This window comes from Paraburkholderia pallida (assembly GCF_004524855.1).
GTDB classification, from domain to species: domain Bacteria; phylum Pseudomonadota; class Gammaproteobacteria; order Burkholderiales; family Burkholderiaceae; genus Paraburkholderia; species Paraburkholderia oxyphila.
Genome location: NZ_CP038151.1, coordinates 1,360,316 through 1,374,936, shown reverse-complemented (window position 1 = coordinate 1,374,936; position 14,621 = coordinate 1,360,316). Strand labels below are relative to the sequence as shown.

Sequence of the window (14,621 nt, the reverse complement as noted above, 5' to 3'; positions counted from 1 at the left end):
CGGGCAGCTCAGGTCTGCCCTTTTTTCACCGAGGCAAGCTCACAGCATTGCCGTCGCTTCGATCTCGATCTTGAAGCCGAAGTGGAGCGGCCCGGTCGGCACGATTGCACGTGCCGGCCGCGCATCGCCCGCCCAGCCCGCGTAGAGCTGATTGAAGCTCGGCCAATGCTCGATATCGGCGAGATAGACGCGAACCTGCACCAGTTGCGCGATGCTGCTGCCCGCACCTTCCAGCGCTGCCTTCAGATTCGCCAGCACTTGACCGGCTTGCACCTCGAACGATGCGTCCGTGAGCTTTCGGCCCTGCGCGTCGATCGGCAACTGGCCCGACACGAATACCAGGCCGTTTGCGATCGCCACATGGCTATAGTGCCCGCCTGGGGTCGCGAGATTCGAGGGATTTTCCAGGCGCGGCAATCGCGTGCCCGATTCATTACCAGCCATGAAAGCGGCTCCATAGGGTAGTTTCGCCATCTGCGGATAGCGCGTGATACTCCGGGAACTGCGCCCCCGTCGCGCAGGCGTGATTGGGCAGGATGCGCAGTTTCATGCCGATCGGAAAGCGTGCCTCGAGACTCTCTGTCTCCCGAGCTTCACCCACGGGCGACAAAATACCGTGCTCCTGGTTGGCGCCGCTCAAAACCCAGTCGGTCAAGAGCGAGCCATCGAGCTTGCACGGCAGACCATATCCACAATCTTGCGTCTGTTTCGAGGTTCCGCGGTCGCGGCTCATTGCCATCCAGCCCGCGTCCACGATCACCCAGTTCTTCTCCGGCTGATGGCCTATGACCGTGGTGAGCACGCTCAAAGCGATGTCATCGGTCGAGCAGATGCCGACATTGTGCATCACGAGATCGAAGAAGACATAGACGCCCGCGCGCACTTCGGACACGCCATCCAGCTTCGCGGCAGATAATGCGGTGGGCGTCGAGCCTGCGCTCACCACATCGCAAGGGTAACCCGCGTCACGCAGCCGTTGCGCCGCGCGCACGCAGCCTGAGCGTTCCTGCTCGGCGAGCGCAGATAGCGCATCAGGCGTATGAAGCTCGTAGCTGGATCCGGCATGGGTCATCACGCCACCGAGCTTGACGCCGCCGTCGTGCAGAATGCGCCCGACCTCGAGCAACGCATCGTGCTCCGGTGCGATCCCTGAACGATGCCCATCCGTGTCCACCTCGATCCAGACTTCGAAGGTCTCGCGCTGCCCGGCGCAAAACTTCGCGACTTCTTCGGCTGCGCGTGCGTTGTCGACGACCAGCTTCAGGTCACAACCGCGTTGCCTGAGCGCCATCGCTCGTGGAAGCTTCGATGGCGCGATACTGACCGCATAAAGAATATCTGTCACACCAGCCGCGAAGAACGCTTCGGCTTCTTTCAGCGTGGATACCGTGATGCCGTTCGCGCCGGCCGCCAATTGCGCGCGCACGACTTCCAGGCATTTGGTCGTTTTCACGTGCGGGCGGAACCTCACGCCGAGTGCGTTCATGCGCGACTGCATGCGCGCAATATTTCGGTTCATGCGCGGGACATCGACCAGCGCCGCCGGGGTATCGAGTTCATCGAGTTTCATGATTTCAGGCCGGCAGGTTGTCGTGCGCCGAGTCGCCAAAACGGCTGCACCAGGGCACCAGCGCGTCCAGCGTGGGCGCTTCGATTTCAGGACGCGGCGCACCTTCCGCCAATGACAGGCCGATCCTGTTGTGCCAATAAGTCTGCAAGCCGACTGCTGCGGTGCCGAACATGTCGTAGCTCGATCCGGCGACGAAAGCGGAGTCCGACGGCGACACACCCAGTCTGTCGAGCGCGAGGCGATAGGGGGCAGGGTCCGGCTTGTATGCGCCGGCTTCTTCGGCGGTGACCACGGCATCCCATTTGACGGGAATGATTTCTGCCGCCTGACGGCCAAGCCGTATCGAGCAGTTGGTCACGATGGCGAGCTTGCAATGCGATTGAAGTTGCTGCAATACCTCGACCGTACCGCTCCACGGGGTCAGTTGAAGCCACTGGGCTTCAAGCGCGAGTGCGGCGGATTCGGGCAGGCCCACGTGGCTCGCGGACTGCCTGACCAGCTGTTCGTAAGCGACATATCGCCCGCACCCGTAGGTCAGACGCAAGTACTCGGCGCGCCACGCACGGCCCGCTTGCTCCGAGCCCGCGGCACGATTCCAGAGTGTCCATGAATCGAGCAGCGCGGTCAGGAGATCGAAGAGGACTGCCTTCGGGTAGGCGCTTGAGACAGGTGGGTGGCTCATGAGCGAGGTCTCCTTGCGGTTCGTTCATGGCATTGAGTATAGAGTTCGCTCAGGCGCCGAAGATTCAGTCAAACAAAATCATTTATTCGTAAAAAATGAATCTTCCGAGAGGCGCGGTTTAGCTTCGCCACGGCGGCTGCGGCCGGAACTGCGCCTGCAGATATTGCATGAATTGCCGGGTGCGAGCGGGCAATCCGGCGCGATTGTGGGTGAGCGCGATCACGTCGGCGTCGTTGGCTTTCCACGCCGGAAGCAGCCGCACGAGACTGCCCTTCGCGATATCGTCCGCGACATCCCATTCCGAGCGGAGAATGACGCCGCGGCCCTCGCATGCCCAGCGGCGAATCACCTCGCCATCGTTGCAGCTCAACTTTGAAGACACCCGGACGCTGCGCGCCGTACGGCCCTTGCGGAACTGCCAAAGCGATGCGTCTTCGTTGTTCTCGCGCAGCACGATACAGGGCAGATGCGCGAGATCGTCGGGGGTTTCCAGGTTCGGAACGCGCTTCAGCAAGGCCGGGGACGCACAGACGAAGCGTGCATTGGGTGCAATCGCATAGCCAATCAAATTCGACGCCGGCAGTTCGCCGATATGGACCACGACGTCATAGCGGTCGGCCGACTCGGTCAAGGGTTGATCGGTGAGCGTGAGCTCGATGTCGACGTCGGGATGGTCATGCTGAAAGCCGGAAACGACGGAAGCCAGATAGCGCCGTCCGAAACCGAGTGGCGCACGCACCCTCACGGTGCCAACGAGCCCGCCCCGGCGTGACTGCAAATCCTCGAACAGCGTGTCGAACTGTTGCACCAGATGGGCGCCACGTTGGCACAGCAGCAGGCCTTCCTCAGTGAATCGCAAGCGGCGGGCCGTGCGGTCGACGAGGCGGGTATCGAGCCGCTTTTCGATCTGCTGCAGTCGCTGCGTGACCGCAGGCGGCGACAGCCCAAGCCTTCTCGCTGCCGCAACGAGGCTGCCTGCTTCTTGTATGGTCAGCAGGAAGCGAATGTCATTGGAATCGTTCATGTCGATATCGTCGGTACTGCACCGGTGTCGTAAGCCTGGATACGCAACGGGTGGGCCGTAGAAAAACGGCCGCCCGGCGTCACGGACACCCCGATTCTCGACGCTCAGTTGGCGCTGTGCAAGGATCTGGTGAGCATGTATCGATCGCCCAGGAGAAACGCGGCGTGATCAACGCAACTGTTCCTCGATCGTCTTCGTCAACGGCGACTCGACATCGCCTGTGTGCTTCGTCTGCACGGGCTCGATCAGCACGACCCAGCATTCGTTTTCAGCAACCGGATTGTGCAGCGTGCCTCGTGGCACCACGTGCATCGAACCCGCTGGTAGCTCGACGACGCGCCCGCCTTCGTATTCGATCCTCAGATGTCCGCGCACGACAAAGAACAGTTCGTCCTCCTGTGCATGGTCGTGCCAGACGAGCTGTCCGCGCACTTTTGCGATCTTCACGTATTGATCGTTGACCTGCGCGACGACTTTCGGCGACCAGTATTCCGCCACGTCGCCGAACGCGGCGTCGAGGTCGAATGATTCGGCAAGTGGATGGGCTGACACGATTACCTCCAGGTCGGGATGATGGAGGCGGCGAGCAGCGCACCCATCACAAGATTGAGGATGCGCCAATGGCGCGGCGTGCGGAAAAGCCGTGCGAGCAGCATGCCAAGCGCACACCACAGTGCGAGCGAGATGCAAGCGGCCAAACCAAACGCGGTGCCGAGCAACAGCGCGAGCCGGTTCGGACTGCTCGCGAGCAAGGCGAAGGATGCCGCGGCGCCCACCGTCATCGCCCAGCTTTTCGGGTTGAGCCACAGGAGCAGGAAACCGCTCACGAGCGTGACGGGGCGCGCGGGCCCGTTGCCGGCGTTCGGCGGACCACTACGCGCAATGCGCCAGGCGAGCCAAAGCAGGTACGCGGAACCGAGGGCCTTGACGGTCGTCTGCAGCACGGGCATGGCAAGCAGCAGCCTGCCGAGCCCCAGCGCCGCAACGGCAGCGAGCGACGCAAGCGCGAGCGCGATGCCGAGCATCAGCGGAATCGAGCGCGCAAAGCCGAAACGCCCGCCTGACGCGGTTGCGAGCATGGTGGCGCCCCCAGGCGTGACGGTCGCGACAGCGACGAACAGAAAAAGTGGCAGAGTCGAGTGCATCGGGACAGGTCCGAATGAGGGTGCCCTTGCACTGTACGGATTGCCTCTGCATCAGAAAAGGCAATAATATTGATGCAATTCATTACGCCGCTTAATGTGTCAATGAGCCGAAATCTCGACCTCGATCTGCTCCGCACCTTTGTTACCGTCGCGGAGAGCGGCAGCGTGACGGTCGCCGCGAATCTGCTGCACATGACGCAAGGTGCCGCGAGTCAGCAGATCAAGCGCCTTGAAGATCGTCTGGACTGCCCACTGTTCGTGCGCAAGGCGCGCAAGCTGGAGCTGTCGCGCCACGGCGAGCAACTGCTCGTCAAGGCGCGGCAGATGCTGCGGCTGAACGACGAAATCTGGGCCGACATGACCGCTCAGTCGCTGCATGGCAGCCTGCGCGTGGGCGTGCCTTACGATCTCGTGACACCGCTCGCGCCCGCGATGAAGGCATTCGCCGATGCGCATCCGCACGTGGAAATATCCCTCGTCTGCGCGACTTCGCCGGAACTTAGCGAAGCGGTGAAGGGCGGACGCGTGGACGTGGCGCTGGTGGAATCCGTCGCGAGCGAAGCCGAAGGCGAAGTGATCCGCATCGAGCCATTGGTGTGGGTGACGGGTCGCGGCAGCGATGCGTGGCGCAAGCGGCCGTTGCCACTGTCGATGGTGGACGAACGCTGCACGTTCCGTCCGGTGGTGCTCGGCGCGCTGGCGGACGAGGACATTGCGTGGCGCACGGTGTTCGAGAGCGGCAACATCGAGGCGACCGCCGCAACGGTGCGCGCGGGCCTCGCGATCACGGCCTGGCTCGTCTCGACGGTGCCGCCCGACCTCGAAACGATCGCGCCGCATGCGGCCGGCTTGCCTGCCTTGCCGCCGTTTGCGATCTGCCTGCGCTTGCCCTCGACGGCGCAGCCGGCGGCGCTGGAATTTGCGCGCTGCATACGCGAATCGATGTCGAACAAGGCAGCGGTCCCACACGCCCGCCTCGTGATCAACGCGTGACGCAGGGGTTTGATGGAGTGCGGTAGCTAGCGTGCGGAACCGGTACGCTCAAAAGCCGCGATGCTTCGCACGCCGGAACGTTTCCGATGGCAACTCGCCGAACTGCTCGCGGTACTCGTTCGAAAAATTGCCAAAGTGCCAGAAGCCCCAGCGCGTCGCCGCTTCGCTCACCGATGAAGCGTCGCGCAATTCGCGGCGCACGTGATCGAGGCGCACCGCGCGGACGTACGCCGATGGATTCACCCCGAGCGTGTCTTCGAATGCATATTGCAGCGTGCGGCGGCTTGCGCGCAAACGCGCGCAAAGCTCGGCAACGGACAGCGGACAATCGGGCGACGCCTCAACGAGCTCGCGCACGGTCCGCACGAGCTGCCAGTGGCGCACGGTGCGCGCGTCGGGCGTGCCCTGCGCTTCGGCGTTGGGCATGCCCTGCAGCACTTCCGCCACCCCGAAGATCGCCGACTTCTCGAATGCCGCCACCACACCGGGGTCGTCGAGCAGCGTGGGCGTTGCCGCCACCGTATCGAGCATCTGTCTGAGCACCGCACGCAACTCATCCAGCCTGCAGGGATCGACGTTCAGCACGCCGGGCCTCGTGCCGATGAACGGCGCCAGTTCATCCAGTTGCGAACGGACCAGGCTGCTCGTGACCGCCTGAGGGTCGATCTCCAGATTGACGATCACGTGCTTGTCGGGCGAAAGAAATTCGAAGCCGCCGTCGCCGGAAAACACGTGCACACCGTCGCGGTGGCTCGTCTGTCCGCACAGCAGCGCATGGCCTTCGAGCTGGAACGGGATGCCGATGGCGAGCTTCGACTGCGCGACATGGCCGCGCTGATACACGGTGCGATTCAGCCGCTCGACCAGCACGTGCACGCCGCCCGCGGCGATCGAGCTGACCGAGCCGTCGAATGCACCTCGCGAAATCTGGCAATAGCTTTGATTCCAGGCATCGAGCAGCATCGCCTGCTCGTCGATGTTTCTGCAGCGGCGGATTTCGACGGCGGCGCGGGTCTGAAAGTTCGGCTGCATGGCGTCCTCCGGTTCAGGTTGCGCGCCCCGAAAGCCGCGTGCCGTGCAGTGTAAGCGAAATAAATTGTGACCGTGATGTGACGCGGTTTCGTCAAAAAAACGCCGGATGGTCCGGTGCGTAATGGATTCGTCAGGGAAGGGCGTTTACGCGATTTTTATATTTTTTGCCGATTTTGGATAGTCGACGCCACCCGCACGCCCTAGCTTAGGCACACCGGAAACGCAAACGAGGTGACGCATGAGCAAATCGGCGGCAGGCAAGCTGGAAGGCAAGATCGCAATCGTTTCAGGTGGCGCGACAGGCGCAGGCGGCGCGGCCTCGCTGCTGTTCGCGCGCGAAGGCGCGCGGGTTGCCGTGGTCGACATCAACACGGACGCGGGCGAAGAGGTGGTCCACCGGATCCGCGCGGCGGGCGGCGAGGCCGAGCTGTTCGCGGCCGATGTCTCCAAGCGTGACGCGGTCGATGCCGCCGTGGCCAGTATCGCCGCGCGCTTCGGCCGGATAGACGTGCTCTTCAATCATGCGGGCAGCATCGTCGTGAAGCCCTTCGTCGAGACCACCGACGACGACTACGACTGGCTGATGAACGTGAACGTCAAGAGCATGTTCATGATGACGCGCGCGGTGCTGCCCCACATGCTCGAAGCGGGCGGCGGCTCGATCGTGTGCACGGCGTCGATCTCGTCGCTCGCGGCGACGCCGCTCGAGGTGCTGTACTGCACGACGAAAGGCGCATGCGCGATGTTCGCGCGCGCGATCGCCGTCGAATACCGCGATCGCGGGATTCGCTGCAACGCGGTGTGCCCGGGATTCATCGATACGCCGCACGGCCGGCGCGAAATCGCCGCGCTCGCGAAGCATGGCTTCGACGCGAGCGAAGCGGCCTTGTCGGTGCAGCAAGGACGCCTGTGCCAGCCCGACGAAGTGGCGAAGGCCGCGCTCTTTCTCGCGAGCGACGACGCCAGCTTCGTGAACGGCGCACATCTGTACGTCGACAACTGCTTCACGGCTGCGTGAGCCCCGTCTCCCGTCGAGCCGTCACGCGATATTTCCGCAATGCCACTACTCTGAAAAAGGATCGTCTCATGGACATCGACTCGGCCGCGCCGTCGCGGGAGCCCATCGACAGCGACGTCAAACTGCTACACAAGATGGGCTATGCGCAGGAACTCTCACGCCGCATGGGAGCGTTTTCAAATTTCGCCGTGTCGTTCTCGCTGATCTGCATCCTGTCGGGCGGCATTACATCGTTCCAATTGGGCCTTTCCGCGGCGGGCGGCGCATCGATCGGCATCGGCTGGCCGCTCGGGTCGCTGTTCGCACTCGTCGTCGCCGCGGCGATGGCGCAGATCGCGTCCTCCTTTCCCACGGCGGGCGGCCTTTATCACTGGAGCTCGATACTCGGCGGCAAGACCTGGGGCTGGCTCACTGCGTGGTTCAATCTGCTCGGTCTCGTGTTCGTCGTCGCGGCGATCAACTACGGCACCTATGATCCGTTCTTCCGCACCCTCATCGCGCCGATGTTCGGCGTGAAGCCCGACTCGCTCGGCTGGTGGGATCAGACCATCTTCCTCGCAGTGATCACGGCGTCGCAGGCGTTCCTCAATCATCGCGGCATCCGCATCACGAGCCGGATCACCGACTTGTCGGGCTATCTGATCTTCGTGGTCACCGTCGTGCTGGTCGTGGCGCTGCTCGTGTACTCGCCGGTCAAAGTCGATCTGTCGCGGCTCTACACCTTTACCAACTTCACCGGCATCGACGGCGGGCAGTGGCCGAAGCAGACCATGGCGATGGCATTCCTGTCCGGCCTCCTGCTCACGGCGTACACGATTACAGGGTTCGATGCGTCGGCGCACACGTCGGAGGAGACCCATCAGGCGGCGCGCAACGTGCCACGCGGCATCATCGGCTCGGTGTTCTGGTCGACGACCTTCGGCTATGTGATGGTCTGCGCGTTCGTGCTCGTGATGCCGGATCTCACCGCCGGGGTGAAGCAGGGCACCGGCTTCTTCGAAGCGATCCTGGCGCCCATTCCCGCGCCGCTGCGCATCGTGATCGAATTGCTGATGTTCTTCATCAACTACGTGTGCGGCCTCGCGGCGGTGACATCGACTTCGCGGATGATGTACGCATTCGCACGCGACGGCGGCCTGCCGGGATCGAAGTGGCTGCGCAAGGTGAACGCCACGCATCGCACACCGGGATTCGCGATCTGGGTCTCGGCGGTGCTCGCGATTGCGATCACGCTCTACGGCGATGCGTTCTCCGTGCTGAGCGCGGGCAGCGCGGTGTTCCTGTTCATTTCGTACGCGATGCCCACTGCGGCCGGTATCTTCGCCGAAGGGCGCAGCTGGACCGAGAAGGGGCCGTTCCAGCTTGGTCTGCTGTCCAAACCGTTCGCGGTGGCGGCCGTGTTCGGCGCACTGGTGCTCGCCTACGTGGGGATTCAGCCGCCGAACCAGAAAGTGGTCTACGTGATCGTGGGCTTGCTCGCCGTGCTGCTGGCGATCTGGTACGGCGCCGGCGTGCGCAAGAGCTTCGGCGGGCCGCCGATCGGCAAGCCAACGGCCGCGCGCGAGCGCGAGCTGGCCGGCATCGAAGGACAGCTCGGCGAGAGCTGAGAAGACGGCGAACCCGGCGCGATACCGGGTTCAAAGTTCAAACAAATGCGTTCAGCGGCAGGTGCAGCATCAGGCGCATCAGCTCTGATTGTCGATCCGTATTCGTCTTACGATAAATAGACTGCAACTGCTTGCGCACGGTTTCATACTGGGTGCCGAGCCGAAAGGCGATTTCCTTGGGCGAAAGCCCTTCACCGAGCAAACGGCATACGCGGATTTCGGCGGGCGTCAGATTGAATGCCGCACTGAGCAATTCGGAGTCGACAGGCAGTGCCGAATCCGGGTGGTAGAACAGCAACAAGACGAGGGGCCGCAAGCCGAACGCACCGCTAACTTTGGGCGGCACGAGCAAGGTGAAGAACGCGTAGAGCGATTCAACGGCGTGGCCATCTCTGCGGCGGGTGGTCATCGCAATCGATCGATATGTCGAGACTTCTTCCGGGGTCTCGACCTCACCGCGCGCAAGCCCCTCCAGCCGCGCGCACTCATCCTGAAACTGCGCCTGGTACTCGGCCGGCAGGCGTAGCTTTCCCTCGGCGATGTTGGCGAGCGACGTAGCGGTGAGCAGGCGCGTTGCGGCTTCGTTGGCCAGAACCACGCTACTGTCGGTCGTCAAAAGCATCACGGGTTGCCTGAGCTTGTTGACGAGCGCATGGCCCACCAGGGCCTTGGTAGAGAACGTGTAGTTCTGGATCTGCATGCGCACAGCGCGAGTCAGGTGCGGAAGGAGCTTGTCGAGAAAGCGGACTTCCGGCACGCCTAAAGGATTTTCTCCAACACCCCGCAGCACCGAAAAAATCACGCAGACGTTCTCGTCGTCCACCAGCTTGCAGCCTGAGACATAGCGCCGGCCAATGGGAATCAAAAAATCCTGGTAGAACGGATCGTGCGAGACGAACTCTTCATTAAACACTTCGTGGCAATGAATCCAGTCTCCCGGTTCCTTTTGCAGCATTAAGGCTAATCGAGGATCGATGCTGCCGTATTTCTGGATATAAGCCAATTCGCCTTCAACGGGGAGATTAAAGCCATCGCTATAGGAAAGCGATCCATGCTTTTTATCGAGGGCGAGCATATGGATGACGTTCGCGTCGATAGCCTCGCCGAGCGCCGTAAAGAGGGCAGGCCAGCCAGACGGTTCCGCAACGGCTTCATAGAGCAAATGAATGACTTCTTCGTAGCGCTCATTCGACAGATCCATCCGAAAACCTCTTCTTGTTCAATGCGGTTTGCTGTCGAAAGGCATCTTCGCACGCCGGGTGCACGAACGGTAGACGTTCAGACCATGCCTCATTTATCAGGTGCGAAAACACCATACTTCAATTGCGGTATTGCCGGTCCATTGCGCTCCGAATAGCCTCTCTCGTGAGGCTGCGGACCGGGGAGACCACCTCGCAAAACGTCCTGCCTCACACGAAGTTAAACAGTCATAAACCTGACATATCGCTAACGAAGAGACTTTTTGGGTTCGCCCAATTCGAAGTCCTGCGGGGGATGCAACGATGAACAATGAAAAGATCAGAGCGCGGCAAATCGACTTTAAGCCCACGTTGATTGCCAGCGCAATTGCGCTGTCGTTTTTGACGGCGTGTGGCGGCGGCAGCAGCAATTCCTCGACGCCGCCGGTCGCGGCGCCCCAGATTCAGGGGACAGTCGCCAGCGGGAATCCGGTAGCGAATGCCGCCATCACGGCTACCGATGTCAACGGCAAAACCGCCACTGCCACCGCCGACGGCAATGGCAATTACACGCTCGTCACGAGCGGACTGACTGCCCCGATTGCCGTGGTTGCCTCCGATCCGAGCGGCCAGGCCAATACGATGATCTCCGTGCTCGCCAGCCTGCCAGCGGCTGGGGCAAGCTCGACCGCCAATGTCACGACGTTGACCACGGCATTGACCGCGCTGCTGACGCCGGATGGCAACCCGATGGATTTTGTGACGGCTGGCGCCGCAACGACATTGAGCAGCGGCGTGACGAAAACGAGCGTGCAGGGCGCGACGACTACGCTCGACACCTATCTGTCGAATCTGCTTGGCGCAGTGGGCTTGCCGGCGAATTACGACCCCATTGGCACCACGTTCACGGCGAACCATACCGGCGCAGATGCGCTGATCGATATCGTGACGATCGTGCCCGAAGGCGCGGCAACCTATCTCGTCTACAAGACGCCGAGTAGCGCCGCTTCGCAGAGCGCTGCGTATCTGACGCTCAATAGCACATCGACGCCGGCTAACACACCGGTCGCGCCGACGGTCAGCGCCAGTGCCATCACCAACCTCAATTCGCTGGAAACGTACCTCGGCACGCTACCTGCCGCGCTGAAATCGTGCGGCGCAGCGGGCGGAACGGGATCGGCATGCAGCAGCGGCTTGATCGATGCCAGCTATGAGGACAACGGCTTCAAGAACATCACCCAGTACGATCCCGATCTGGCTTCGTCGAGTCTCAACCTCAGCGGTTCGGTGCCGTATGTCGTCTCGGCTAACGCTGCGGGAACCAGCGCGCTGATCGGCGTTCCTTATGGCTTGTCCAGCGCGAACGGCAGCTCCGGACAGTACACGCTCTATACGACGGTGCAGCAGACCCCGTCCGGCACGTGGGACATCATCGGCAATCAGCTTCCTTACAATTTGTCAGTGGCGACGCGCACGACGTATCGAGACTTCTACGACTCGTTCGCCAACAGCAACGGCAGCAACGACACGAGCTTCTTCGACGCGGGCGTCACGCTCAATATTGCGTGGAACAGCAGCAGTCCGATCGCTTATGCGCACGTGACCGGGCCCGGCCTGCCGTCGGCCGGACTGTGGCTCGAACCCTCGACCGTCGCGGGCACGAATTACCTGTCTATTGCAAGCAAGCAGCCGTCGTCGCAACCGGGTGGCACGCCCACCACCAGTAGCAACACGAGCGAATACCGATGGGACTGGGCCACGCAATCCGGCGCGACATTCACCCCGCCAATCAAGGGTTTCTGGGCCACCAGCCAACTGGACGTCGCTTCGCTCCCGCCGGCTGCCGTTTATGAATTTACGCTGTACAACGCGAGCGGCAGTGCGATTGGCACGTATAGCGTCACGAATCCGAACCGCTTCGCGGACGCCTCGCTGGCGTTGGATACCTTCAAGCAAGGATCGTGGCCGACCTTGGGCAGTGACGTGGTCACCAACTTCCTCTCGGCTGGCGGCTCGCAGGCTGGCGCGCAAACCTCGGTCAGCGTGGATTTCACGCCGCCCCCCACGGTGGCCGCGAACCTGACTCAACTGACCATGACTGGAGTCAGCGTGCAGACGGAAGATCAGAATGGCTGCGGCTATCAGCAAACCGTGCCGGTCACGCCCGGAGCGACCGCTGTCACGTTGACGGCGTCAGGAACCGGAACTTGCGGCGCAAGCCCGGTTACCAACGCCTTCCTCGCGATCAACAACGCTTCCGATGCAGCGTATCGAATCGTGCAGTTGAGGAGCAAGAATGCTCAGGGGGTCCTGTTTTACCTGAATGCAACTTATCGCAGCTCGGCCACTGCACCGAACGCCTCCTGACGAGCAAGTCGTATCACTGAACGGGCGTCGTGATTGGCGCCCAGTTCAGTGTTGGCACGTGGCATCGTGCTGGCGAACACCTTGCCCGGTGCCCTGACTATCCGGAAACGCTTCAACTGTAACCGGCCAGCGCCGGCGAGCGAATTAACGAGAACGTCGTCAACTGGAGTCACGACATGCTGGCCCGTTCTCTTACTGCCCTTTGCGCCGGCGCTGCTGCGCTGCTCGCCTCACATGCGTACGCCGCCGCGCCGCGTCCGGTCGTCGTCGAATTGTTTACATCGGAGGGCTGTTCCTCGTGCCCGCCGGCCGACCGCTTTCTGTCCGAGCTGAGCGACACGCGCACCGATGTGCTGCCGCTGGCGTTTCACGTCACCTACTGGAACCAGCTCGGCTGGAAAGATCCGTTCTCGTTCGATGCCGCCGATGCGCGTCAGGCTCAGTACGCCCAGCGGTTTCGCGACTTCGCGTATACGCCGGAGATGGTCGTCGACGGCAAAGCCGAAATGGTGGGCTCGAATCGCACTGCGGCCAGCGCCGCCATCGATCATGCGAAGTCCATGGGCGTGACGGCGGCCACGGTGAACGCCACACGCGAAGGCGGCCGCGTTTCGGTGTCGATCGGCCCGGGCAGCGGAAGCGCGCGCGTGCTGCTGGTCGCCTACGACGCGCGTCACGTCACGCCAATCGGGCGCGGCGAGAATGCGGGGCATACGCTTACTGAATCGAACGTCGTCCGCAGCCTGGCAACCATCGGCCAGTGGTCCGGCACAGCGTTAACGTTGCATGCCGACGCTGGCGCCGGCGAGCATCTGGCGGTCCTGCTCGAAGCCGATGATGGCGCCATCGTCGGCGCCGCGCGCGTTGCGGATGCGAGTGCAGGGTCCGCGCACTGAGCGATGGGGTGTTGCACGCGAATGGAATCGACGTAGCGACTGCGACTGCGCATGCGCTTCGCTCAATGAATTGCGATTGCGCACGGCTCATCGGTTCGAATTCAGCGTTGCCTGGAAAAACTGCACGACAGCGGCGTTGAATTGCTCATGGAACGCGGCGCGGTCGAAGTCCGGCAGGCTGTTGCAGATTTCCGGCATCTTGCGGGACAGGCGGGCGTCGCAGGGTGGCAGGAAGTCGTAATGGCCCGCGTGGGCGACGACGTGATACTCAGGCGGCTGGGGCAGGCTGGCACGCACCGCTTCGTCATAATAGGGATCGGGCTGATGACGATCGTCGGCGGCTCGCCAGAGCTGGCTTGGGACGTGCACGCTGCTTAGCCCTGCGCTGCCGAAGGCGAAGCCGAACGCGGGCGCGGCGGCCACCACGGCCTTGATGCGCGGGTCGTGAACCCAGACGCTGTCGGGAACGTTCGCGCCGAAACGCGGATCGACGCCCGCCTGCTTCAGGTCCTTGCACAGGTCATGCTCGGGGTGGGCCTCGCAATACGGGGTGATCTTCGAAAGATCGGGGGTCCCGCCCGCGGCCACGAGTACGGTAAAGCCGCCGTTGGAAAAGCCGAACGCGCCGACGCGGGCCGCATCGATCCGCCCGTGCCCATGCCACTCGTCGAGCATGTAGTCCACCAGCCGGTGAAGCTGGGCAGGGCGGCGCCACAGTTCCAGGACGTGGCTTTGGTCGTCGAATGTGTCGCCGTTGTGACTGACTGCCGCCGCCACAAAGCCCGCGTGCGCCAGGGCGAGCGCCATATCGTAGTGGCCGCCGTACCATCCACCGCCGCCATGCGAGATGACAACCAGCGGCAGGCGATGGCCTGCGATCAGCGCGCCCGGCGCCACCGTCTGACTGAAACTGCCCAAGGCGTGCGGCGTCGCCGCTGCGTTAGTGGGATACCAGATCCCGGCCGTGAGCGGCGGCCCCTCGCCATCGGCCATCTTGACCGCCTCGAAACCGACATCGGCGGCGAGGGCCGGCGTGACAAGCAGGGCAAAAAGCGTGGCGATGATGGCCACCCACCTCACAGTCACCTCCTTGCTTTTTCTTTCTTTGC

The 14,621-nt window shown here is 62.7% G+C and carries 14 protein-coding genes; 5 read left to right on the top strand and 9 right to left on the bottom strand.

All coding sequences use genetic code 11. From position 1 onward, the window contains the following. Nucleotides 1–39: 39 nt before the first annotated feature. From E1956_RS40880 to E1956_RS40850, 6 genes are all read right to left on the bottom strand, one after another. The gene (locus E1956_RS40880; RefSeq protein WP_134758967.1) at nt 40–444 is read right to left on the bottom strand and encodes a RidA family protein; all 405 of its coding nucleotides are present in this window, start codon (nt 442–444) and stop codon (nt 40–42) included. Then, complete coding sequence (locus E1956_RS40875; RefSeq protein ID WP_134759734.1) at nt 434–1,570, bottom strand: DSD1 family PLP-dependent enzyme; 1,137 nt, start codon at nt 1,568–1,570, stop codon at nt 434–436. The genes E1956_RS40880 and E1956_RS40875 overlap by 11 nt, the downstream gene beginning before the upstream one ends. A gap of 4 nt (nt 1,571–1,574) precedes the next feature. Then, nucleotides 1,575–2,252, bottom strand: coding sequence for an HAD-IA family hydrolase (locus E1956_RS40870; RefSeq protein ID WP_134758966.1), 678 nt, complete (start codon nt 2,250–2,252; stop codon nt 1,575–1,577). Between the two features lie 118 nt (nt 2,253–2,370). Beyond that, a complete protein-coding gene (locus E1956_RS40865; RefSeq protein WP_134758965.1) occupies nt 2,371–3,276 on the bottom strand; it encodes a LysR family transcriptional regulator in 906 nt (301 codons plus the stop codon). A 168-nt stretch (nt 3,277–3,444) separates the two neighbouring features. Further along, the gene (locus E1956_RS40855) at nt 3,445–3,828 is read right to left on the bottom strand and encodes a cupin domain-containing protein (RefSeq protein WP_134758964.1); all 384 of its coding nucleotides are present in this window, start codon (nt 3,826–3,828) and stop codon (nt 3,445–3,447) included. Between the two features lie 2 nt (nt 3,829–3,830). Then, nucleotides 3,831–4,421, bottom strand: a complete 591-nt coding sequence (locus tag E1956_RS40850) for a LysE family translocator (protein ID WP_134758963.1) — start codon at nt 4,419–4,421, stop codon at nt 3,831–3,833. Nucleotides 4,422–4,523: 102 nt separating this feature from the next. Between E1956_RS40850 and E1956_RS40845 the strand changes: the two genes are divergently transcribed. Beyond that, nucleotides 4,524–5,414: a LysR substrate-binding domain-containing protein gene (locus E1956_RS40845; RefSeq protein WP_134758962.1), complete on the top strand. Its 891-nt coding sequence runs from the start codon at nt 4,524–4,526 to the stop codon at nt 5,412–5,414. 48 nt (nt 5,415–5,462) lie between these two features. On the opposite strand, the gene E1956_RS40840 is transcribed toward E1956_RS40845, so the two are convergent. Further along, entirely contained in the window at nt 5,463–6,446 is a 984-nt protein-coding gene (locus E1956_RS40840; protein ID WP_134758961.1) for a helix-turn-helix domain-containing protein, read from the bottom strand. A 238-nt stretch (nt 6,447–6,684) separates the two neighbouring features. On the opposite strand from E1956_RS40840, the gene E1956_RS40835 reads away from it, so the two are divergent. Further along, on the top strand, nt 6,685–7,464 hold the full coding sequence (locus tag E1956_RS40835; RefSeq protein ID WP_134758960.1) for an SDR family NAD(P)-dependent oxidoreductase: 780 nt from the start codon (nt 6,685–6,687) through the stop codon (nt 7,462–7,464). Between the two features lie 68 nt (nt 7,465–7,532). Continuing rightward, nucleotides 7,533–9,071, top strand: coding sequence for an amino acid permease (locus E1956_RS40830; protein WP_134758959.1), 1,539 nt, complete (start codon nt 7,533–7,535; stop codon nt 9,069–9,071). Nucleotides 9,072–9,108: 37 nt separating this feature from the next. Here the strand turns inward: E1956_RS40830 and E1956_RS40825 are convergent, their stop codons facing one another. Then, nucleotides 9,109–10,272, bottom strand: coding sequence for a helix-turn-helix transcriptional regulator (locus tag E1956_RS40825; RefSeq protein ID WP_134758958.1), 1,164 nt, complete (start codon nt 10,270–10,272; stop codon nt 9,109–9,111). A gap of 301 nt (nt 10,273–10,573) precedes the next feature. Here E1956_RS40825 and E1956_RS40820 point away from each other — a divergent pair, with 301 nt between their 5' ends. Beyond that, nucleotides 10,574–12,616 (top strand): carboxypeptidase-like regulatory domain-containing protein, encoded by a 2,043-nt coding sequence (locus tag E1956_RS40820; protein ID WP_134758957.1) that lies wholly within the window; start codon nt 10,574–10,576, stop codon nt 12,614–12,616. 176 nt (nt 12,617–12,792) lie between these two features. Continuing rightward, nucleotides 12,793–13,512 carry a DUF1223 domain-containing protein gene (locus E1956_RS40815; protein WP_134758956.1) on the top strand — a complete coding sequence of 240 codons (720 nt, stop codon included), beginning with the start codon at nt 12,793–12,795 and terminating at the stop codon, nt 13,510–13,512. Nucleotides 13,513–13,599: 87 nt separating this feature from the next. On the opposite strand, the gene E1956_RS40810 is transcribed toward E1956_RS40815, so the two are convergent. After that, nucleotides 13,600–14,583 (bottom strand): alpha/beta hydrolase family protein, encoded by a 984-nt coding sequence (locus E1956_RS40810; RefSeq protein WP_232072256.1) that lies wholly within the window; start codon nt 14,581–14,583, stop codon nt 13,600–13,602. Nucleotides 14,584–14,621 lie beyond the last annotated feature (38 nt).

Coding starts and splice junctions, on each gene's coding strand:
- E1956_RS40825 (WP_134758958.1), bottom strand. CDS start 10,272: ATGGATCTGTCGAATGAGCGCTACGAAGAAGTCATTCATTTGCTCTAT.
- E1956_RS40820 (WP_134758957.1), top strand. CDS start 10,574: ATGAACAATGAAAAGATCAGAGCGCGGCAAATCGACTTTAAGCCCACG.
- E1956_RS40865 (WP_134758965.1), bottom strand. CDS start 3,276: ATGAACGATTCCAATGACATTCGCTTCCTGCTGACCATACAAGAAGCA.
- E1956_RS40870 (WP_134758966.1), bottom strand. CDS start 2,252: ATGAGCCACCCACCTGTCTCAAGCGCCTACCCGAAGGCAGTCCTCTTC.
- E1956_RS40850 (WP_134758963.1), bottom strand. CDS start 4,421: ATGCACTCGACTCTGCCACTTTTTCTGTTCGTCGCTGTCGCGACCGTC.
- E1956_RS40815 (WP_134758956.1), top strand. CDS start 12,793: ATGCTGGCCCGTTCTCTTACTGCCCTTTGCGCCGGCGCTGCTGCGCTG.
- E1956_RS40845 (WP_134758962.1), top strand. CDS start 4,524: ATGAGCCGAAATCTCGACCTCGATCTGCTCCGCACCTTTGTTACCGTC.
- E1956_RS40835 (WP_134758960.1), top strand. CDS start 6,685: ATGAGCAAATCGGCGGCAGGCAAGCTGGAAGGCAAGATCGCAATCGTT.
- E1956_RS40875 (WP_134759734.1), bottom strand. CDS start 1,570: ATGAAACTCGATGAACTCGATACCCCGGCGGCGCTGGTCGATGTCCCG.
- E1956_RS40840 (WP_134758961.1), bottom strand. CDS start 6,446: ATGCAGCCGAACTTTCAGACCCGCGCCGCCGTCGAAATCCGCCGCTGC.
- E1956_RS40880 (WP_134758967.1), bottom strand. CDS start 444: ATGGCTGGTAATGAATCGGGCACGCGATTGCCGCGCCTGGAAAATCCC.
- E1956_RS40830 (WP_134758959.1), top strand. CDS start 7,533: ATGGACATCGACTCGGCCGCGCCGTCGCGGGAGCCCATCGACAGCGAC.